This window comes from Clostridium cellulovorans 743B (assembly GCF_000145275.1).
Classification (GTDB): domain Bacteria; phylum Bacillota; class Clostridia; order Clostridiales; family Clostridiaceae; genus Clostridium_K; species Clostridium_K cellulovorans.
In genome coordinates this window covers 561,713-582,710 of sequence record NC_014393.1, presented here as the reverse complement: position 1 = coordinate 582,710, position 20,998 = coordinate 561,713, and the positions used below count along the sequence as shown (strand labels likewise).

Annotated in this window: 16 protein-coding genes and 1 other annotated feature; of the genes, 3 read left to right on the top strand and 13 right to left on the bottom strand. The window is 31.8% G+C overall.

The genetic code is table 11. From position 1 onward, the window contains the following. Positions 1–276 precede the first annotated feature (276 nt). The 4 genes from CLOCEL_RS02445 to tyrS form a co-directional block, all read right to left on the bottom strand. Complete coding sequence (locus tag CLOCEL_RS02445; protein WP_013291593.1) at positions 277–2,796, bottom strand: rhamnogalacturonan lyase family protein; 2,520 nt, start codon at positions 2,794–2,796, stop codon at positions 277–279. A 274-nt stretch (positions 2,797–3,070) separates the two neighbouring features. Continuing rightward, entirely contained in the window at positions 3,071–4,042 is a 972-nt protein-coding gene (locus CLOCEL_RS02440; protein WP_010074991.1) for a phosphotransferase family protein, read from the bottom strand. 205 nt (positions 4,043–4,247) lie between these two features. Then, on the bottom strand, positions 4,248–5,066 hold the full coding sequence (locus CLOCEL_RS02435; RefSeq protein WP_010074992.1) for a MerR family transcriptional regulator: 819 nt from the start codon (positions 5,064–5,066) through the stop codon (positions 4,248–4,250). Between the two features lie 157 nt (positions 5,067–5,223). Further along, complete coding sequence (gene tyrS, locus CLOCEL_RS02430) at positions 5,224–6,429, bottom strand: tyrosine--tRNA ligase (protein ID WP_010074993.1); 1,206 nt, start codon at positions 6,427–6,429, stop codon at positions 5,224–5,226. A gap of 154 nt (positions 6,430–6,583) precedes the next feature. Between tyrS and CLOCEL_RS02425 the strand changes: the two genes are divergently transcribed. Both CLOCEL_RS02425 and CLOCEL_RS02420 read left to right on the top strand, forming a co-directional pair. Then, a complete protein-coding gene (locus tag CLOCEL_RS02425; protein WP_013291592.1) occupies positions 6,584–6,868 on the top strand; it encodes a transposase in 285 nt (94 codons plus the stop codon). Then, the gene (locus CLOCEL_RS02420) at positions 6,835–7,779 is read left to right on the top strand and encodes an IS3 family transposase (protein ID WP_341271458.1); all 945 of its coding nucleotides are present in this window, start codon (positions 6,835–6,837) and stop codon (positions 7,777–7,779) included. The genes CLOCEL_RS02425 and CLOCEL_RS02420 overlap by 34 nt, the downstream gene beginning before the upstream one ends. A gap of 333 nt (positions 7,780–8,112) precedes the next feature. Then, positions 8,113–8,378 (bottom strand) — a binding site (T-box leader). 136 nt (positions 8,379–8,514) lie between these two features. Here CLOCEL_RS02420 and CLOCEL_RS02415 read toward each other — a convergent pair. The 8 genes from CLOCEL_RS02415 to CLOCEL_RS02380 form a co-directional block, all read right to left on the bottom strand. After that, positions 8,515–9,573 (bottom strand): substrate-binding domain-containing protein, encoded by a 1,059-nt coding sequence (locus tag CLOCEL_RS02415; protein ID WP_010074994.1) that lies wholly within the window; start codon positions 9,571–9,573, stop codon positions 8,515–8,517. Between the two features lie 190 nt (positions 9,574–9,763). Further along, positions 9,764–11,359 (bottom strand): M56 family metallopeptidase, encoded by a 1,596-nt coding sequence (locus CLOCEL_RS02410; RefSeq protein ID WP_010074995.1) that lies wholly within the window; start codon positions 11,357–11,359, stop codon positions 9,764–9,766. Beyond that, on the bottom strand, positions 11,352–11,735 hold the full coding sequence (locus CLOCEL_RS02405; RefSeq protein WP_010074996.1) for a BlaI/MecI/CopY family transcriptional regulator: 384 nt from the start codon (positions 11,733–11,735) through the stop codon (positions 11,352–11,354). Before CLOCEL_RS02405 ends, CLOCEL_RS02410 begins: the two co-directional genes overlap by 8 nt. A 227-nt stretch (positions 11,736–11,962) precedes the next feature. Further along, positions 11,963–12,757: an ABC transporter permease gene (locus CLOCEL_RS02400; protein ID WP_010074997.1), complete on the bottom strand. Its 795-nt coding sequence runs from the start codon at positions 12,755–12,757 to the stop codon at positions 11,963–11,965. 2 nt (positions 12,758–12,759) lie between these two features. Next, on the bottom strand, positions 12,760–13,587 hold the full coding sequence (locus CLOCEL_RS02395) for an ABC transporter permease (protein ID WP_010074998.1): 828 nt from the start codon (positions 13,585–13,587) through the stop codon (positions 12,760–12,762). After that, positions 13,584–14,591 (bottom strand): ABC transporter ATP-binding protein, encoded by a 1,008-nt coding sequence (locus tag CLOCEL_RS02390; protein WP_010074999.1) that lies wholly within the window; start codon positions 14,589–14,591, stop codon positions 13,584–13,586. The genes CLOCEL_RS02395 and CLOCEL_RS02390 overlap by 4 nt, the downstream gene beginning before the upstream one ends. Positions 14,592–14,896: 305 nt before the next feature. Then, a complete protein-coding gene (locus CLOCEL_RS02385) occupies positions 14,897–16,294 on the bottom strand; it encodes a phytoene desaturase family protein (protein ID WP_010075000.1) in 1,398 nt (465 codons plus the stop codon). Between the two features lie 152 nt (positions 16,295–16,446). Further along, positions 16,447–17,292 carry an SDR family NAD(P)-dependent oxidoreductase gene (locus tag CLOCEL_RS02380; RefSeq protein ID WP_010075001.1) on the bottom strand — a complete coding sequence of 282 codons (846 nt, stop codon included), beginning with the start codon at positions 17,290–17,292 and terminating at the stop codon, positions 16,447–16,449. 331 nt (positions 17,293–17,623) lie between these two features. On the opposite strand from CLOCEL_RS02380, the gene CLOCEL_RS02375 reads away from it, so the two are divergent. After that, on the top strand, positions 17,624–18,118 hold the full coding sequence (locus CLOCEL_RS02375; protein WP_010075002.1) for an NUDIX hydrolase: 495 nt from the start codon (positions 17,624–17,626) through the stop codon (positions 18,116–18,118). A gap of 91 nt (positions 18,119–18,209) precedes the next feature. Here CLOCEL_RS02375 and CLOCEL_RS02370 read toward each other — a convergent pair whose 3' ends face one another. Then, the gene (locus tag CLOCEL_RS02370; RefSeq protein WP_010075003.1) at positions 18,210–20,897 is read right to left on the bottom strand and encodes a winged helix-turn-helix domain-containing protein; all 2,688 of its coding nucleotides are present in this window, start codon (positions 20,895–20,897) and stop codon (positions 18,210–18,212) included. Between the last annotated feature and the right edge of the window lie 101 nt (positions 20,898–20,998).

Sequence of the window (20,998 nt, the reverse complement as noted above, 5' to 3'; positions counted from 1 at the left end):
TACTATATTTTTTTAGTTTCTATCACCCATGTAAAACTCGCTTTACATTTATAGTATAGTTAACTTTACATTCAATGTCAAGCTTATTTTACATTTTAAAATATAAAAAGCCAACTAAAAATTTTATCTCTTTTAGCTGACTTAGGTCAATACTATTAATCTACTAGCTCTTAATACGAATATTAGACTCACTAATAAAACTGAATTTTTTACAAAAAAATATAGCCCGCTAACTAACAACTTCTTGTTGTTTATTTAGAGGGCTATACCATTAGCTTAAGAAACTGGAAGTTTAGTTATTGAACCTAATAAGTATTTCTTAAAGTATGCATAATCAATAGCGTTAATTACACCATCTGAATTTAAATCCCCAACCTTCTGCCAATTTGCTGAAGGCATCGAGGTGATTGTACCTAAAAGATATTTTTTCATAACAGCATAATCTATGGCATTTGCAACTCCATCCCCATTTACATCTCCATATATAAGGGTTGGAGCAGTATTTGGAACAACGATGACAGTGTAATTCACTGAACTACTTGAAGCTCCATTGGTTCCAAGAACTACATTGGAATTTGCGGAGAAGTCCTTTTTATAAAGATTAAAAGTAACAGCTGAATCATTTGTTAACACTTCACCAGTATTTATCCAACTACTTATCCATGATGGGATACTTGTAATTCTTGCATCTAACCCTACATAAACTGAAACATCTGATTTCGTTGTAAATGCTGCTAAATCTGATGTGTATAATTTAGAATCACAAGCTGTTCTTATCCATTCTGCTCCTAAAAGCTTGCTTGGAATTACACTAAATTTATTTGTACGATCCCCATAGACAATGTCTCCAACCTGTAAATTTGATTGAATTGACCAATCAGCAGCATTATCTGTATCCTTTACTGTTAAAGTTTTTATATGTTGTCCATCGGGAATTGGCTCTGGTATTGGTACTGGTGCCACAGCACCTGCTAAATATATAGCTGGTGTAGGAGGTGTTGACATACCACTTCCAAGGAAGAAACCAGTGTGAGGTGGTTGATTATAAGCAACATTTTGCCAAGCAACTCCCATACGATATACAGGGTCATGCATTAAAGTGTAAATACGACGGCTTGTAGTAGCTGTAGTTGTATAAATACGTAGATATTTATTGTCAGTTGTTCTCCAGATTACTTCTTCACGCCAATCACCAAGGATATCTGCTTGTAAACATGGAGTAGCTTTTGTAGTATTATTTGAATCACAGTCGCTGACAGAAAGTAAGTTTCCGCCACCATACTTAGAAATAGTAGTATCATCTAGAAGTTCACGAAGTTCGTCTCCATCCCACCAAATAGCGAAGTTAACAGGACCAGGCCTATTACCTATATTTTCTCCTTTGCTACTATAAAGTGATGAACCAGAAGCCCATACTTCTTCTCCAGGATAAGCTGCTGTAACGTCAGCTGAGCAAGCTCTTCCAGTATCATTAGCTGCTTTAAAACTCCATAACACTTGTCCTGTTTTTGCATCACGGAAAGATCCTCCAATACCACCATTACCACTAGTATCTTCGTGACAACTCCAAACTTCAAGACCAGGACGACTTGGATCTAAATCACTTACATGTAATGCGTCACCATGTCTTAAACCAGTAGTATATAAACCTTTACCGCTGTCATCTATAGTACAACCACCATAGATTATTTCGTCTTTTCCATCACTATCAACGTCTGCTACACTAAGGTTATGGTTACCTTGTCCAGCATAACCTGAATTTCCACTAGTATTACTATCGAAAGTCCAACGTTTTGTAAGAGTTGAACCATTCCAGTCATAAGCAACAAGTACTGCACGTGTATAATATCCACGACACATAACAAGGCTTGGATGTACACCATCTAGATAAGCGATACAGCCTAAGAAACGATCTACACGGTTACCATAAGAATCTCCCCAACTAGAAACGTTTCCTCTGCCAGGCTCATAATTTATTGTATTAAGAGCTTTACCATTACTTCCTTGGAAAATAGTTAAGTATTCTGGTCCAGATAATATGTAACCTGAGGAATTACGATAATCTGCACTGGCATTTCCAATGACAGTTCCAACTCCATCCTTTGTACCATCAGATGTTTTACAAGCTACTTCAGCTTTTCCATCACCATTTAAGTCATATACCATGAATTGAGTATAATGTGCACCGGCACGGATATTTTTACCTAGGTCTATTCTCCATAGGCGAGTTCCATTCATTTCATAAGCGTCAAGGAATACATTACCTGTATAACCTTTTTGAGAGTTATCTTTTGAGTTTGATGGATCCCATTTCAAAACGATTTCATATTGTCCATCACCATCTAAATCACCTACGCTACAATCATTTGCATTGTACGTATAAGCCACTCCATCAGGAGTTTTTCCACCTGCTGGGATTTGTAGTGGAAGTTGCATGTAGTTATTTCCTAAAACACTTACAGCAGTTGATTTTGATTGTTCTACACCATTAACAACGGCACTTACCGAGTATTTTGAAGTTGTTGTACCTGACGCATCAATATAGTTGCTAGCCCCCGTAATATTAGCTACCTTTACTGAATCGCGATAAAGGTTATAAGATACATTTGTTGCTTCAGTACCTAGCACACGCCAGCTTACAAAAACTCCGTTACTTACTTTTACAGCAACTACGCCACGGTCTAAATTTTCCATTTGTCGTGCTGTTGCTGCCGTTGTTGTGATTGTTTGCGGGGCAATAGAGCCTAGTAACACTGCTGCACCCATGAAAACACTTAAAAGCGCTTTTTTTAACATTTTATTAGCCTCCTAACTTTTCGCATAGAATTATATTGGTAATAAAATAATGAGTTTTCATAAAATTTCTCAAGTTTATTGTATTAATAGCTATCGCTAATCATTTTACTTTGGTTCTTATTTACAATACAACCATTTCACTCTAATACAATTATATGCGCATATACTAATTCATTATAATATTAGTAAATACATGCATAACTTTCCTTAACTTTTCAGCCATCAGTAGCATTATTTAGACTTTTCTATTTTTCTGAAATATACTATTACTCTACTAGTCATGGGTACGATGATTATAATTATCTTTTACCCATTCTCTCGTCATATCTGTTCCCCACTGATATGCACCTCTATCTCCATAATGTCTATAATCACATTCTAAAGTTACAATTAAAAACAAATACATATCGTACCACTTAGCTCTGACCTTTTGACTTTCTGTAAGTTCATCTATTCCATAGCCAGAAAAGAAATTTTCATTATATCCATAGGTTCTAAATCCAACCTCCATTAGCTCATCAGCCCATAGACATCTTTCAAAATCAATAAGTCCCGTAACAGCACCATTTTCAATAAAGATATTCCCTGCCCATAAGTCCCAATGAATAAACTTCGGAATTTTTACTTCATCAAAATATTCTTTATCTTTCTCTAGCAAATCTAAGATAAACTTTGCCTCTACTCCAAGTTCAATATCCATAGAGTTTGCATCTTCTATTGCATCTTTCATAATAGTTACAAAAGTTTCAAACCACTTATAACCTTGCTTTTCAGGTTGTCCATAATACCCAAACTTATTACCAGTTATGCTATTTATTTTGGCATTCAATTTTCCTATTTGATAATCAATTTTTCTCTTTTCTTCATCAGTAAGTTCGTTCATAATCGTACTATAACTTTTACCTGAAAGCTTATTCATAAAAAAGTAATCTGACTCACATAATGTATGAGTATCATCATAATAAATTATATTAGCTACTGGAACGTCTGTGTTTTCAGCAATCATCTTCATAGATTTCACTTCGCTATACATTATGTTCTTTTCATGAGTCATTATAATTGAATCTTTAGGCGGAGCTATCTTTAATATCACTTCTCTCCCATCAGAAAGTTCTAGTGAATATGCAACATTAAAAAATCCTTCCTTCAATTCTTCAACTTTCAATATGCTTACTCCATCAAATGCTTTTTCCACCATACTTTTAATTGTTTCTCTTGTTTGCTTGTTTTTCGTTAAACTCTCCATAATTATTAACCTCTCAAATTGTTTCTTTATTTAATATAACTATTTTTTGATCTGATCAGCCTTTCCTAATAGTTTCAGTACCTATCTTTTTTAGTATAATCTATTTAAACGAAGCCTTCTATTACTTTCCTTTCTAAAATCAATATTGCATATAAATAAGTCAGGTATATGGAATCACCCTATATATCTGACTTATAGTTTCTATCTATTTCTTTTTGACAACTGGCGCTTGAATCTCTGTTAAATATTCCTCTGGATTTTGCTCACTCCATGGCCCCTTATGATAAATCGCCCTGATTGGTCCGTTCATCTCATATTCGTTAGCTGATAACCATATAGCAAGTGCACGATAAGCTGAGGTCATTTCGTGGAAATGTCCTTTATGAAACACCACTGCCATTTCATCTACAGCTTCAAGTTCCTTAACTTTAACTCTGACTGTTTCAGCTATATCTCCACTTATAGTCATAACTACTTCCACATCAACATCACTTTCTTTATATCCCGTATCATAATATATAGCATAAGAAGGTCCGATAGCTTTTATATTATTTTTTCCAGCAAAAGCACATAATTCATCCCATAACTTTCCTTCTCCTTCATAAGTCGGTATTATATCTCTTACCGCAATAACTTTATATGAAGGTATACTTTTTATCGTAATATCATAATTCATTCTAGAATCCTCCCTGTGAATAAACTTAATTAAATTTTCAACCCTTAACAATTTCTCTTGTTCTTTTTCTATGGTTTCTGATATTGCACGTTTTCTATTGTCTAAAAGACTAAGTAGTTGCTTTGAACCTAAATCTTGTTCCATTAACCCACTAATCTCTGACAATGAAAAACCCATCTCTCTTAAAACTTGAATTCTATTGACCTTGGGTATCTGCTCAATAGAATAAAATCTATAACCTGTAAAATCATCCGTAGCTTCTGGCTTTAAAATTCCTAGCTCATCGTAATGCCTAAGCATTCTTACAGAAACCCTTGTTAATCTTGAAAAATCACCTATTTTAAACATCTTTATCATTCTCCCACTTACAATCCGGATTGTAATTTTATTGTAAACCCTACCACACTGTGAGAGTCAAGAAAAAGACTGCAACTTTTTTTTATTTCGTTGCAGTCTTATACTATCTTATAAAAAATAGCCCCCTATTTACAGATTCATATCACATTTAAGCAATGCTTATGTGAATAAATTTTTTCTTTCCAACCTGAACAATCATTTCTTTTTCTATTTTAATTTCTGCTAAATCTTTTAATATATTATTATTTATTTTCACCCCACCTTGGTCAATCAATCTTCTAAGGTCACTTTTACTTGCCACGAACTTCTCTGATACAAGAATTTCACCAATATCAAAATTATTTTCTGAAACATTAACAGTTTCTATATCTGTAGGAATTTTTCCCTTTTGAAATATCAGCATAAATCTTTCTTCAGCCTTTTCAGCTTCTTTTTCTCCATGGTATAGCCTAACGATTTCTTTTGCTAATCTCATCTTTATATCTCTTGGATTAACTTTTTCATCTCTTAAAGTACTTTCTAGTTCCTTAACTTTATCTGGATGCATATCTGTAACTAAATTAAAGTATTTAATTATCAAATTATCAGGAACTGTCATAGCTTTTTCATACATAACCTCAGCTTTTTCATCAATTCCAATGTAATTTCCAAGACTCTTACTCATTTTTTCTTTACCATCAAGACCTTCAAGTAACGGCATAAAAATCGTTGTTTGTGGCTCTTGTCCGTATTCTTTTTGAAGCATCCTTCCCATTAGTACATTAAATCTTTGATCTGTTCCACCAAGCTCAATATCTGCATGTATAGCTACAGAGTCATAGCCTTGCATCAATGGGTAAAAAAATTCATGCACTGATATTGGTACTTGGTTTTCGTATCTTTTTTTAAATTCTTCCCTTTCAAGCATTCTTGCCACAGTCATTGTTGCTGCAAGCTTAATAGTCTCTTCAAAAGACAATTGTGATAACCATTCACTATTAAATCTAACTTCAGTTTTGTCTTTATCTAGCACTTTAAATATTTGTGTTTCATAGGTTCTAGCATTTTCTAAAACCTGCTCTGTAGTAAGTGCTTTTCTTCCCTTTGTCTTGCCTGTTGGGTCTCCTATCTTTCCTGTAAAATCTCCGATAATTACAATTACCTTGTGTCCTAAGTCCTGTAATTGCTTCATCTTTCTAAGAACTACTGTATGTCCTAAATGTATATCTGGAGCACTTGGATCAAGTCCAAGCTTTACAATCAAAGGCTTACCATTTTCATTAGCCTTCTCAATCTTTTCTTTTAAAGAATCCAAACCTATTATTTCATCTACACCTTTCATAATTATCTTAATTTGTTCATCTATATTAACCATATCTACATTCTCCTTATCAACTTAATAAACTTAAAAAACTGAATTCTTAATATTCCTTGGTGCTAGAATCTAAATAGTACAAATTAAAATGAGAAAATCCTATATAGAAAAAATATGATACAATACTGGTATTGTATCCAAGGAGGATCTCATTATGGCAAAACATTTAGACAAACAGTTTAAGATTGATGCAATTCAATATTATCAAGATCACAAAGAATTAGGACTAGTGGGGTGTGCTAAGAATCTTGGCATTAGTCAGCAAACTCTTTCCAGATGGCAGAAAGAACTGCGAGAAACTGGCGATATAGAAAGTCGTGGATCTGGCAATTATTCTTCCGATGAGGCAAAAGAAATTGCTCGTTTAAAACGTGAATTACGTGATACTCAGGATGCTCTTGATGTATTAAAAAAAGCCATCAGCATTCTGGGAAAATAACAGAAGCTCTTTACCTAGAAGTTTCTGAAAAGACGGAAGCTGCCATGAAAGAAAACCGCCAGGTTTCCGTCTCTGGAATGCTGAAAATATTGGGTGTTTCACGGTCTGGTTATCGTGCATGGCAGAAACATATGCCTTCTGATACGCAAAAACGTAAGGAGGCTGTTAAAGTAAAAATTAAGGATATTTACGATGATTCCAAACAAAACTATGGTGCACCCAAAATTGCAAAAAAGCTACAACAAGATGGAGAAATCATTTCTCAGCGTACTGTTGGCAAGTATATGAAAGAACTAGGAATCAAGGCTCAATGGATCAAACCTTGGACAGTAACAACCAAAGATTCTGATTTCAGTAATGAACTTCAAAATATTCTTGATGAACAATTTAACCCTGAACGCCCAAATGCCGTCTGGTGTAGTGATATCACTTATATTTGGACAACAGAAAGGTTTGTTTATCTAACCAGCATTATGGATTTATATTCAAGGAAAATCATCGCATGGACGCTTTCAAAAACTCTGGAAGCAGCATGTGTAATAGAAACAATAAACAAAGCCAAAGCAAGACGAAATACTGAGCAACCACTTATCTTGCATAGTGATCGAGGAAGTCAATACGTTTCAAATGAATACCGAAAAGCTACTGAAACAATGCAACTAAGCTATTCTAAGAAAGCCTTTCCATGGGATAATGCTTGCATCGAATCCTTTCATTCCTTAATCAAAAGAGAATGGTTGAATAGATTCAAAATCTGTAATTACAGACAATCATATCGTCTAGTATTCGAATATATTGAAGCCTTCTATAATACACAACGTATTCACAGTCATTGCGACTATATGTCGCCAGATGATTTTGAAAAGCTGTATGAAAAAGCAAAAAAGGAAGGAATGCTATTGGCGAGTTAAGATGAGGATAAACTTCTCATTTTAACTTGTACTAAATCTTGACATAGGACCACCTTAATCATATTGATGTATATAACCAAAGATATATTACCAAATACTCTCATAGCTTCTAAAATATTTTTCCTATATAAACTTCTTAAATTTAGGCTACATAAAAAAACTTATAAATCAACTTGTTGCCTACTATCAGTGATAAAATAATGTTATTCTACCTACAACTAGTTTCTTATTAATGAGTTTCCTAAATAACTATTGGCGCCATTATAGTTATCTAAAAGCGTGGGAATACTGCTCAAAAGTATTTTTAGGTAAAATAAAAAGCTTCCATCCCTATAAAAGGACGAAAGCATTACTTACGTGTTACCACCTTAATTTATTGTTACCTCACAATAACAAACTCTTCAAGTACTCCAAAAAACTTGTTTTGGGTTATACTCTAGCACTATAACGTGTGCAGAAAACGTCAACTGCCTACTGGTTGTTATCTTTCGGAGTGAAGCTCGGAGATGTATTCAAATCAACTAATTTTGCCCCTCTCACCACCCGGGAACTCTCTTTAAAACGCTGCTAATTTTACTCTTTCTCTTCAAAGCTTTTATATTATAATTTAAACTAATTTTATGCTCATTCTATATACTTGTCAACACTTTTCTTAACTTACTACCTCAATTTTTTCACTTTGTCTGCTATAGCTTATTTCTATAAAGAACTAACCAAAACATTAAATTATACTTTTCATGATGAAATATTATTTTTCTTTGTGTATGGAAAATAATCTACTGTAAGTACAACAAACCCATCACTAATTGTATAATTTGTATCTTTTATAGGACTCTCATTGTTAAGTAAGTTCATTGCAATTTTATAAACTGCTTCAGCTTGAGCCTCGTAATTAATAATAGCAGTACCAGTCATAAATCCTTTATCAATTAAATCTTTGACTTCTTGTAATCCAGTAGCTCCAACAACATCAATATATTTTGATTTATTTCCTTTATTGTAACCATACTTTTGCAAAGCTTCAATAGCCCCTATTGCTATAGTATCATCATTTGCAATTATTGCCTCAATATTACCATCATATTTAAGCAATAATGCTTCAATAGCCTGTTTAGCTATTTCTTTATTCCAATTAACAACTCTTAGTGCAAGCTGTTGTGTTTTTATTCCTGCTTCATTAATTGTTGAAACAGAATACTTTTCTCTAACGTTTGCAACTGGATTGTTAGTTTCTCCTTTTAACATAACATATTGCAATATGTTATCCTTATTTTTATCCATACCTTTATTATTCCATTCATCAACAAGAATTTTCCCCTGAAGAATCCCCACTTCTTCTGATTTTCCTTTAAGAAATATAACTTTACTATAACCCTTAGAAAGCTTTAATGCTGTTTCAGGATTAACATCATTCATGATTATTGGCATGTTTCGTAAATCAGCTTTACGAATAATATCTTCTACTACATCACTTTGTGGATTAATTAGTCCAATTACCATAAGATCAATATTGGAATTTGAAATCAACGAATTTATTATTTCCGTTTGTATAGCTAAATTTCCTTTACCATCATAGAAAATAAAGTTCACTTTATCTCGATTCTCGTTTTGGATATCTGTAAGCCCTTGTTTAATAAACAACATTTGTGGATGTTGAAAATCATTCATTACTACTGCAACATTGGCTATTTTTATATTTTCACTAGCAAATATATTATTTTTAGCATTACTTGTTTGCATAATAATCAATAATAAACTTACAATTAATATAAATAGCATTCTTAATATTTTCATTGATAATCCTCCAGATAGATAAGGCTGTTTCTCATACTGATTCTTTATTATCCAATATTTAATTATTCACCAACATTGAAATCCTAGATTTTCTAACAAATAAATTTAGTAAGTTAAACTCTCTATCAAATTGAACTTATTATTATCTTATCAATGATTTCTTATTCTTAACCTATGAAGATAGTTAAGATTAAGATTCTAACTTACTTAATGTATAATTCTTTTTTGTATTTTCTAAAGCTTCCTTAAGTAAACCTATATCCTCTTTAATCGAATCAAAATTATAATAATCCTTTAAAACCTGTTGCCTAGAAAATATAGTTTCACAATTATATTTTGATTTATCTAATTCTCCAGAATAAGGTGAATCACAAAATGAAAAAGTTATTGTATCAACATTACCAATCATAGAAAATAAGATTAAAGCATTCTTTCTTAAATTACAATTGAAATCACTATTAGGATTACTTAGCATGGATGGACTAAAATCAGGCTTTTCTTCTTTTGTTTGATAAAATATAGTAATCCCATATGGAGTCTTTTCTGTTTCTAGTGATATATATCTTTGAGTATAAGCATTATCAGGTATAATCAACTGATTTACTATAGCGAAAACCTTACTGAAATCTCCAACATATGGTGTCTTATATTTGGAGATCTCTTCTAAATCATATTCTCCCTTATTAACATCTTTAAATTCAACTACTTTTGTACTAACAAATAAGTTCTTTATACTATATTTGTTACTTCCAACTCCTACACCTAAACATATTGAAGCTGATATGAAACTCAATAGCAAAACTACTGAAAAGAATTTTGTTACTTTTGACTTTTTACTATAATTCATAATAGCCACTAATCTTTCCTTCAAACTCCTCTTTTCTTCACACATGGTAGCTTGTAATATACTAAGTGGATATTTACTCTCTGCAACTACAGCAATTAATGTATCTCCATAAGCTTGTTTCTCTTGTGAGTTTAGTCCTTTAATAACATTCTCATCACAAGCTAACTCACAGGCTTTATTAATTTCCTTCTTTATAAAATACATAAGTGGATTAAACCAGTGAATTGATGTAACTATCATTGTCAACCATTTTATTGTTATATCAAAACGATTTAAATGTGAAACCTCATGAAGTAATATATTTCTAATTTGATTTTCATCAAAATCATCATCTGGAATTATGATACAAGGTCTAAAAATCCCTAAAGCCATTGGGGTTTTTATAAACTTATTACGTGCCAATCTTATGTTGCTTTTACCACATGATACCTCTAGCAAAATTTTATTTTCTTCATCAGTAGCTGGCTTATTTGCATATCTTAACACTTTGTTGAACCAAAAATATCCTTTCAAAGTTACTATTATAGATATTACAGTTCCCAGTATCCAAATATATAAAGCAACCTCATTAAATACACTCAAAAATTGTCTTCCATAATTATTCTCATCATTGTATGTTTCTTTATATTCAGTATTAACTTGAGAATCTTGATCCGTAGTGATTATAGATGGATTTATTTCATTTTGCACTTTTACTGGCAAACTGCTATTTTCAGATATTGCTGATTCAATCGTTTGTTCTCCATAAAATACATTATTCATAATACTTCCTTCAAAGGAGAATGGAACTATTAATCTTAGCAAAACCACAAGCCATATATAATATTGTATAGACTTTGAAATCTTATGTTTTGTAAAAGGTTTGATAGCAAATATTACTATTGCAAGGATGCTACCTGATAAAGACATTGATAATAATAATTTAATCCAGTCACTCATCTTCATTACCTACCTTAAATAAAGTACGTAACTCCTCTATGTCAGAATCCCTTAATTTCTTGCTTCCTAATAGAGATGCCACAAGTTTTTTTGCACTACCATAATATAACCTATCAATTAAACTTTGTGTGACGTATTCATTGTACTCTGTCTCGCTAACTAATGGACTATAGTAAAATACTTCTCTTTTATTAACTGATACTACACCTTTTTCACAAAGTCTTCGAAGTAAAGTTTTTATTGTAGATGTGTCCCAATTACTCATTTCTTCTAAAACTCTTCTTATTTCAGCAATAGGAAGTTCGTTGCCAGCTTTCCATAATACACGCATAACCTCAAGTTCAGAATCTGTTATCTTTGAAACTAATTTATTCATACATATCCTCCTTACCAGTTACAACTGTAACCTTTGATTCCAGTTTACAAGTGTAACCCCATCTATAGTTTACACCTGTAACCTACCTGTGTCAATAATTAACATGAAACTTTTTTTGTATTTACTTATTTTGAACCAAGTATTATATATTACTCAATAACATCTTTGTGAAATGGATTTGTAGCATGTTATATCTATATATCGTTATATTAAAAAGTGCCGGCAATCTAGTTGCCAGCACCTTCATAGTTTTTCATACCCTTTATCCAAGTGAAATATGCAATTGTAAAAGAAATTATTGATGCAGCTACTGTTCCTAAAACCCCTGTGACAAAGCTTTCTTTGTTTACAAAATACGCTGCTGGAAAATATGCAGTAAATGCAAAAGATACTATCAATATTAAAATAATTTTAATTGATAGTGAATATATACTTAAAGGATATTTTGCAAAATCACTTACATTATAGATAAAGTTAAGTAAGGACTGGCTATTCTTTATCCAAAAAGATAACGAAGCGGCAAAAAGCTTAATAGCTGTATAAATTAAAGCTCCTGCGAAAACAAGTATTATAAATAGAATAATATCTAAAGCATTCAAATGTAAGTTTAGTTTATTACCTGCTATAACCATAAGAATTATACCAATAACCAATTCCCCCAAAGCTTCTAGCTGAAACTTCTCAGCTAAGAAATGAAATAATGGGTTTATTGGTCTTAAAAGATACTTGTCAAGCTCCCCTCTAAGTATTACCCATCCACCTAAAATCCAAAGATTATCAGTGAATAGATGATCTATTCCTCTTGGTAGCTGTGCAAAAGCATAGATAAAAACAATCTGGTAGAAGTCCCAACCATTTAAATCTGGAATGTTTTGAAAAACCAAATAAATAAAAACTATCCCAGAAGCTTGGGCTACGAAGAAACCCAAGCACCCTACAAGAAAATCAATTTTATATTCCATTAGGGACTTAAAATACTGTGAAACAAATTTTATATATAATCGTGAGTATCTTCTTAACATTTTTAACCTCCAAGTACTACTAATCTTTTTACAGCTTTATTCCAAAATGCTACACTTAAAAACCACAATACAAAAACCCAAACCATTTGAATTATAAGAGCTTTCACCAGAGCACTGCCATTTATCTTTTGTAAATATATCATAACAGGCACATAGTTTACTGATCCAAAGGGAATAAACTGCAATAACTTCTGAAACCATTCTGGAAAGAAAACCAGCGGAATCAATTGTCCCGATAAGAACATTATAGAAGCACCCTTTAGGTTTACTATTCCCCACAGGTTTGTAACATAAAATGATAATAATCCAAAACAAAAATTGAATAGAAACATTATAATAAATCCTAATAATGCGCTAACAACATAACAAAAGATAGTTGTTATATTAGGTGGTAACTCTCCTAAAGTTGTAAATCTAATCACTACGATTCCTATCCACATTGGTATAGAAATAACAAAAACATTAAAGAAAACTCCCCCTAGGGTATTAAAAAATAATGTTAGCTTATAATTTAAAGGCTTTATTAAATTCATAGCTATAATTCCTTCTTTTACCTCAAACCCTATACCAACATCTATGTTGTTATCTATTATGCGTGCAGTAATAAGGCTTATAAATATATAAATAATCATCTGATCAGCAGTGAAACCACTCAAAACAGGATTTTCAGAATTCATAAAAATAGCCTTCCATAGATAATACACTATGAACATTCTAAATACATCTATTAAAATACGGAGAAAAAAATTAACCCTGTAAGCCATCATCCTTTGAATAGTAACTTTGGTGAAAGGTATATATGTCTTCACTATTTTTTTTATTGGATTCATAGCTTCACCTCATGACCATAAATCATCTTTACAATATCCTCAATGTCCGTTTCTTTTATCTTCATATCTACTATTTGAACCTTTGACATAACATAAGCCACAATCTCAGGCATATTTATTTTATTTTTATCAAACTCTACTAAAATGCTATTATCATTTGTCCATGTTTTACATTCCTCAGCTGAAAGCTTAAATTCCTTAGCAACATCAATTTCTGAAGTTTCTTTTATATTTTTAACATACATTTCAAGAATACGCTTATTTCCATATTCTCTTTTTATCTTCTCAATACTTCCGTCGTAAATTTTCTTTCCTTTATCTATAATAATTATCCTATCACAAAGTTCTTCGATATCAGTCAAATCATGAGTTGTAAGAATTACAGTGGTTTTATATTTTTGATTGATTTCCTTTATTGCTTTTCTCATGTTTTCTTTTACTACTACATCTAGACCTATAGTAGGCTCGTCCAAGAAAAGCACCTTAGGATTATGAAGTAATGATGCTGCTAAATCTGCTCTCATCCTTTGTCCTAAAGATAAAGTTCTTACTGCTGAATTAATAAACTCATCTAAATCTAATACTTTATTTAAGAATTCCATTCTCTCTTTGAAATCTTCATCGGAGACGTTATATATTTCCTTTAATATAGAATAGGTCTCTGTAAGGGGAAGGTCCCACCAAAGTTGAGTTCTTTGACCAAATACAACGCCAATTTTCTCAGCATTCTTTTGTCTGTTTTCATAAGGAACAACTCCAGCTACTGTACATTTGCCACTTGTTGGTACAAGAATTCCTGTCATAATTTTTATAGTTGTAGACTTTCCAGCACCATTGGCACCTATATAGCCAACCATTTCCCCCTCAGCAATATGAAAACTAACTTTATCAACAGCTGTTTTCACTACAGTTTCCTTTGAAAAGAGAGCTTTAACAGCACCTTTAAAGCCTGGTTCTTTTTTGTAGCTTTTAAACTCTCTTGAAACTTCCTCTAAATGAATCATTATGTGCGCCTCCTTTTGTATGTGTATTTGAGTATATTTTATTTTTATAAAAGCTTATTTCTAATAACCAAAACTGCTTCTGATAAAAAGTACCAAAAGCAGTTTTATGTCCTAATATTATAACCTATAAAACGACATCATTTCCAGTAAAATTTACATTTTATAAATTATTACTTCACATTTCAAAAATACCCACTAAAAATACAGAGAATACTAATCTCTGTATCCTTTATCGTAAAAATACATATATCTCCAATGAAATATAAAAACTATACTCCTTAATTTTTGAAATACTATAACTAAACTTAAATTTCGCTTATTTTTGTGATAACTCCTTTTCCTGTCATCATACTGATTGGAAGCCCGCCTAAAGCTTCTGCCCATTGTCCAGCAATATAGAAATTTTCAAGACCTGGTAAAACAGCTGGAAGAGTAGTAGCAGACATGTTCCACCATCCCAAATACGAACCTTTCCAAACTCCAGTATATCTATTATAAGTTACTGGCGTAGCAACATCAGTAACTTCGATTTTTCCTTTCACCTGTGGAAATCTTTCTTCAATTATTTTTATAAATATTTCGCAAAGCCTTTCCTTTTCTAAGTTATACTTATAAATATCCTTATGAAGGTCGTCCCAATATTCATAATCAGTTTCAATAATTGAAGTTATCACAGATTTCCCCGGTTTACACATTAACTTATCAAAAGAAAATTGCTTTAAATATAGATAAGAATTAATTTTGTCGCCAACCACAAAGGGCTCCTTTAATTTCAATACTATGTTATGAGGTTCTTCCGATAAATCGCAATGGATTCCCAAAGATATTTGCATTGAACTAGGTAAATCTTTTTCCTCGTTGAAAAGCTGCTTAATTTCATCATTTAAATACTTACCCTTGAGCAAATCAAAAACAGTTTTATAACCATCTATTGTTGAAATGACATAGTCAGCATAATGTTCAGAACCATCAGCTAATCTTACGCCTACAGCTTTATTATCTTTAACTATAACTTCCTGTACTTCTACTCTATAATTTATTTTTCCACCTAATGCCTTGTACTTATTTTCAATTCTTTGTGCAAAGGCAAGAGAACCACCAATAGACCAACTAGCATCCTTTCGGTTATAAAAAGAATGCCTAAAAATAAATGTTCCAACTGGGTATTCCTTTGGTTGTAAAGGAATTAAAGTGACCCCTAAGGCTTCTCTTAAAAATCTATCCTTAAACTGCTGAAGAAAATCATATAAAGACATAGTAGCAAATTTTTTATTAAACACAGGCTTTACAGTTTTACTAGAAAATGCTGATATTCTTATAGCTTCTGACAATTCTTTAATTAACGGCTCATCTATAGGCGACAACTGAAGCAAATGTTCTTCTAGCTTGTTTATATCACTATATAAAATAAGCTTTTTCCCCAATCCATCTTCTACCTGCATAGAATAATCATGTTGGATAAAACCATCACCCTCGAAGACACCAAGTTCCTTCCAAGAATCATACAAATAATTGTCTGGATTTATTCCAATTAACCAATCTATACATCCATCTATCAAATAACCTTTCCTATTCCAAGTAGTACACAAACCACCTACTGTACCCTGAAGCTCGAATATTTCTGTCTCATATCCCTTCATTTGACCATAACATCCAGCAGAAAGCCCACTAATTCCTGCTCCAATTATAATTATCTTCTTCAAATTAATTACCTCCCCATATTTTTTAAATTAACTGTACTTCATATCTTTCATTAATCCGTTAATAATTTTGCAAATATCAATCTACCTAACATCTCAATAATAAAGTCATATGATAACTTGTTGTACTAGTTAAACTGACTTACACCTATCAATTAAAAATAAATAGTAGGATTATTTTCATTTAAAATATCTTCCATTCGCTTTCTTATTAAATCCTTGCTTTCTTTATGTGTTAAAATATAAAATTTTTTATTTGGGATTGCTTGAAAAATCTCTTCTACAACCTGTTCAGGTGATATTCCACTTAGCACTCCATCATGAAATATTTTTTCAAACATCTGCTTTTGTGGTCCATAGCTCGTACTATCTAAAGAATTCATTAAATCACTAGGGCGATTTCGCTCAGAATTCATAAGCTGAGTATTTACAAAGCCAGGACAAACAACAGATACATCAATTGGAGCATTAGCTAATTTCATTTCATAATATAATGTCTCAGAAAAGTTAACTATTGCGTGTTTTGATACGCTATATATCCCGTTTCCAGGGCATGCTGTAAATCCTGCAATTGATGCTACATTAACTATGTGACACTCCTTATTTTGTTTAAGCATAATTGGAACAAATGTTTTTGTAGAATTAATTAATCCCCATAGATTCACCCCGAGAACCCATTGCCAATCAGCAGTAGTATTTTCCCATAAGAGAGTCCCTGTAGCTACACCAGCATTATTAAACAGCAAGCATACTTCTCCAAAGGCTTCCAAGGTTTTTTCAGCTAGTACTCGAATATCATTTTCTTTTGATACATCACACCTTACAGATAAAGTTTCTACCCCAATAGATTTAATTACTTTTTCAGTGTTTCTTAATGCTCCTTCATCAATATCTGCCAAAACAACTTTCATTCCTTCATAAGCACAACGTTCTGCTATAGCTGAGCCAATTCCACTAGCTGCTCCAGTTATTATTGCTACTTTATCTTTAAATACCTTCATCTTCCCCACCTCATATGCTAAATTTAGAAATTATACTTTTAAATCGCAGTTTCCGTAATATTATTTTACAAATATAAAACTTCTTTTTCATCACCCAAAAGTATGAAAATACTTTTCTCATATACTCTTTTTATTTTCTCAAGACACATTTGTAATAATGTTAAAATTTGCAATATTATGTTATCAACTACTAGTTAGAACATAAATATCAACATAACTATATATGTTCCCATTAAAAATCTACATTTCATTTATAACTGTTAAATGATTATGATATAAAAACGTTAAGGAAACTTATATAAAATATTTTTTATATACAAGAGAGGTATTTATGAATGAAACAGGGTTACTTGCCGGCAGAACAAAAATGGATTGGTATGCAGAAATGGCAGGGATGATATGTACCGTAAGAGCAGCTGCTCTGATTATCAAAGATAATAATTTTCTTGCAGCAAAAAGTCCAGACTATGATTGCTATTACACAGTTGGCGGAGGTGTTCAAATTAATGAAACCTCGGAAGAAGCCATTATTCGAGAAATTTATGAGGAAACAGGCTACAGGCTTGAAATAGATAAACTTGCGTTTGTTCAAGAACGGTTTTATGAAGTAGATAAGCACCGTTATCATGAAATAGTTTTCTTTTACTTGATGATAGATAGTGATGATGTGAACATTTCAGATAGCAGTTTCACAGATTTGCCAAAAGAAACTTTGCACTGGTTGCCTTTAGATGATTTAAATAAAATCAACTTAGTTCCAGAATTTCTTAAGAACAAGTCATTTAACAATATATCCAATGTAGAACATATCATCTCAAAGGAATAGAAATTCTGCAACATCTTTTTCCCAATTGGAACATTATAAAAAAAAGTTTCAGATGGAGTAAAAAAACTCCACCTGAAACCAAGAACTCTGTTTATATTAACTTTAACTCTTTAGCCTTAACTACAGCCCTTGTTCTGCTGTGAACATCAAGCTTTGTATAAATATTTAGAAGATGCGTTTTCACAGTGTTTATAGAAACAAAAGACTTTTCTGCTATCTCTGAATTTGTAGCTCCTTGCTCTAAAGATTGAAGAATTTCGATTTCTCTTTTGCTTAATAATTCATCTTCTACAGCAATAATAATTTCAGAGGTACTATTAAAACTAACTAATAAATAGTCCAGGTATAAGCTTACATCATCCCCGCTGAGCCTATTCTTAAGTTTTTTTAACATATCCTCCATCCAGCTTCCCTCATCTAAAAAAATCCTAGTTATCTTTTGTTGCCATGATAATTCCATTGCTTTTTCTATTTCACTAATAGCTTTAGCTATATATCCTAATTTCTTATAAACTTTTGCACTTAATATCTTTGTCTCTACTAGCACTTTATTCAACTGATACTTTTCAACGTTTTTATCAATAGTACTTATCAATTCTCTTGCTTTATCAAATTGATTCTCATAAATGTAAAGCTTTACCTTCACAATAAAAACCTCTGGATAAATTGCTATTAAATCATCTGATATTACTGGTGCTATATCACTTAACCAAGCCAAAACTGGATTAACCTTTCCTTTGCTAAGCATAATTTCTGCATTAAAGCTATCGAACTTTAGACTTGTATCAAAAAACTTATTATCAGTTAAATATTTTTTAGTTTTATCGACTATCTCCTGATACTCCTTATGAAAGTTCGTAGCATTATATAACTTTGCAAGGATTAAGTTATTTTCGGCTATTACCCAACTATCTTCACCAGCAAGACCTAAGGCTAAACCTTCTCTGGCCAATTCCATTGCTTTATCAATTTCATTCCATTGATAATGTATATCTGCTAACTCTGCATACAAAATCCCTAACACAGGAGATATTACATCCCCATTTACTTTCAAGCTTGAAATTAATTCCTCAAGTTCCTGTTTAGCTTCTTTATAATTTCCTTGCAGTTTTTTATATATAGTTAGGGCCTTATTTGTTAATATTCTAAAATATGTTTCTTTAGTCTTTATGCTTCTTTCTAAAGATTTTTGAAAATAATGTATTGCTTTTCCAAGCTCACCCTTAAGAAAATATGCCCTCGCTATATTAAAGAAAATAAGCTGAGTTAAAAATTCTTCCTCATTTAAATATGGAATTGCCTTTTCACAGTCAGTGATTATCTCTTCGACTTCATTGATTATTGTAAGATTTGCAGAAGAATTCAATGCCAATATTTCCACTCTCACTTGGGAATCTCTCTCTTCATCACCTTTAGACCTTTTGAGAAAACTTACCGCCTCACAAGCTTGAACCATTTTAATGTATTCTGATACCTTACCTATGTCCCCCTCTGCAACCATAGCCCAAGCACTATTCATAATTAACCTTGTATTACTCTTAACTATATCAATAGGAAGCAATTGATTCCATTTATGAAGCACCCTCGCTTCTCCTCTACACGCTATCTCACCACTAAGTTGTTCAATAATTGAAACAGCCTTATGGAAATTTTTGCCTTTTATATAACTTTCTACAGCTTTATTTAGCTGATTGCTATTTTCATACCATCTAGCTACCTTATTAAATAGCTTATGTATTGTCTCAATCCCTAACTTCTCCAGCTGTTTTCTTAAAAAGTTTCTAAATAAGTTATGGTATCGAAAACAACTTTGTTCATTATCAATACTCACTAAGAAAAGATTTGCTTTTTCTATTTCTTTTATAAGTTCACTACTATTATTAATATCTAATAGGTAATCACAAAGAGCACAAGAAAATTCATCAATAATAGAAGTATATAAAAGGAACTTTTTAGTGTCCTCTTCTAAACTTAAAAATACTTCTTCTGCTATGTATTCAAATACAAACTTATTATTTTTCCCGTCCTGATCTCCTGTAATATTTCTACTGCTATTCTTCATTGATAAACCTATCATTTGAATTCCAGCAATCCAACCTTCTGATTCACTCCATACCTTGTGGTATATATCGTAAGTGAACTTTGTCCCAGAAACCTTTTCAAAAAACTCAGTAGTTTCCTCTGGTGTAAAACACAAATCATACTGATTTATTTCAAGAACACTATCTGCAGCTCTAAGTCTAGGAAGTCCAAGCTGTGGAAGATTTCTACTAATCAACAGAAGATGCATGTTATCAGGCATATTCTTTATAAGAAATTTCATATTTTCAATTATCTTATCATTGGTAATCAGATGAAAATCATCAATAACTATAATTATTCCCTCATTAATCTTGGCTATAGTATTTATAAAATGAGATAGATATAGATTATTAAAAGTAGCAGACTCATTATAAAAACTTTTGCTATCTTCAATACAGTGATTGATTTCTGATATTTTTTTATATACTGATAAAAAGAAATAACTCCAAAAGCATTCTGCTTCGTTATCCTCTTCACCTAATGATAGCCAAGCTACTGTAGATTTATTCTTTTTCTTCTCAGAAAGCCAAGAAGTTATTAGGGTGGTCTTTCCATATCCTGCTGGAGCAGTTACTAATATAAGTCTATAATCAAGAAAACTATTTAACTTTTTAAATAAGTTTGTCCTCTTAATCACCTTTGAACTTAATATTGGAATATTGAGTTTTGTATTGATTAATGAACTTTCTTGATACATTATTCCACCTCTTTATCAATTATCTCTCGATAATTGATGTGATTTTATTAATATAACCAAAACTGCTTCTAATAAAAAAGCACCAAAAGTAATTCTATGTC

Bases quoted from the DNA above. Each gene is read 5' to 3' on its own strand.
- CLOCEL_RS02370 (WP_010075003.1), bottom strand. From the start codon at position 20,897: ATGTATCAAGAAAGTTCATTAATCAATACAAAACTCAATATTCCAATA.
- CLOCEL_RS02415 (WP_010074994.1), bottom strand. From the start codon at position 9,573: ATGAAAATATTAAGAATGCTATTTATATTAATTGTAAGTTTATTATTG.
- CLOCEL_RS02395 (WP_010074998.1), bottom strand. From the start codon at position 13,587: ATGAATCCAATAAAAAAAATAGTGAAGACATATATACCTTTCACCAAA.
- CLOCEL_RS02400 (WP_010074997.1), bottom strand. From the start codon at position 12,757: ATGTTAAGAAGATACTCACGATTATATATAAAATTTGTTTCACAGTAT.
- CLOCEL_RS02445 (WP_013291593.1), bottom strand. From the start codon at position 2,796: ATGTTAAAAAAAGCGCTTTTAAGTGTTTTCATGGGTGCAGCAGTGTTA.
- CLOCEL_RS02390 (WP_010074999.1), bottom strand. From the start codon at position 14,591: ATGATTCATTTAGAGGAAGTTTCAAGAGAGTTTAAAAGCTACAAAAAA.
- CLOCEL_RS02425 (WP_013291592.1), top strand. From the start codon at position 6,584: ATGGCAAAACATTTAGACAAACAGTTTAAGATTGATGCAATTCAATAT.
- CLOCEL_RS02375 (WP_010075002.1), top strand. From the start codon at position 17,624: ATGAATGAAACAGGGTTACTTGCCGGCAGAACAAAAATGGATTGGTAT.
- CLOCEL_RS02435 (WP_010074992.1), bottom strand. From the start codon at position 5,066: ATGTTTAAAATAGGTGATTTTTCAAGATTAACAAGGGTTTCTGTAAGA.
- tyrS (WP_010074993.1), bottom strand. From the start codon at position 6,429: ATGGTTAATATAGATGAACAAATTAAGATAATTATGAAAGGTGTAGAT.
- CLOCEL_RS02380 (WP_010075001.1), bottom strand. From the start codon at position 17,292: ATGAAGGTATTTAAAGATAAAGTAGCAATAATAACTGGAGCAGCTAGT.
- CLOCEL_RS02410 (WP_010074995.1), bottom strand. From the start codon at position 11,359: ATGAGTGACTGGATTAAATTATTATTATCAATGTCTTTATCAGGTAGC.
- CLOCEL_RS02440 (WP_010074991.1), bottom strand. From the start codon at position 4,042: ATGGAGAGTTTAACGAAAAACAAGCAAACAAGAGAAACAATTAAAAGT.
- CLOCEL_RS02405 (WP_010074996.1), bottom strand. From the start codon at position 11,735: ATGAATAAATTAGTTTCAAAGATAACAGATTCTGAACTTGAGGTTATG.